Origin of the sequence: Bowmanella yangjiangensis, from assembly GCF_017255015.1 — a bacterium.
Taxonomy (GTDB): domain Bacteria; phylum Pseudomonadota; class Gammaproteobacteria; order Enterobacterales; family Alteromonadaceae; genus Bowmanella; species Bowmanella yangjiangensis.
Map to the genome: position 1 here is coordinate 1 of NZ_JAFKCS010000444.1, position 637 is coordinate 637.

Genomic DNA, 637 nt, shown 5'->3' on the forward strand with positions numbered 1-637 from the left:
GCCCTGGTGCCGGCGCTGCTGACCTTGCTGGTCCTGGCCCTGTGGCTGTGGCGCCGGCGTCGTCAGGCCTGACGGCCAGCGCGACCCTAGGCGCTGCAACGCGTGGGCGTAGGGTTTCGTATCCCGGCTGCAGTCCGGGGTGGTGCGTAGGGTGGATCACGCTTTACCGATCCACCGCTGTGGTGGATGCAAGAAGCGGCATCCACCCTACGTCGAGGGTTTCGTGGCCCGGCTGCGATCCGGGGGTAGCAGCGCCGCCAGCAAACGACAGGTTTCCGCAAGGGCGCACCGCCTCTGAGGCATCGGTGCGCTCCACGCGGCTCCATCTCATTCAAGGGGGAAGGGTTTCATGGGCAAGAAAGGTCTGAGCGCATTGCTCGTCATCGCGCTGCTCTGTGCGCTGGGCTATCTGGCCCTGCGGCATGACCAGCAGCAGGCCGCCGCGCCAGTCGAACAGGCACCATGGCTGGCCGCGCAGCAGGACTACCTGGGCAGCCTGCAGGCGCTGGACATCGAGGCGCCGGGCCAGCCTCCGGTGCGTATCGAGCGTCACGGCGAGGACTGGGTGGTGCCGGCGAAGGCCGATTACCCGGCGGCAAGGCAGGTACTGGCCGACCTGCTGCGGGCGCTGCGCGAG

Annotated in this window: 1 protein-coding gene; it reads left to right on the plus strand. The window is 68.6% G+C overall.

The window, feature by feature from the left end; all coding sequences use genetic code 11:
- Positions 1–349: 349 nt before the first annotated feature.
- The coding region (locus J0A65_RS25050) for a hypothetical protein (RefSeq protein ID WP_206596938.1) at positions 350–637 on the plus strand (288 nt) is incomplete at its 3' end.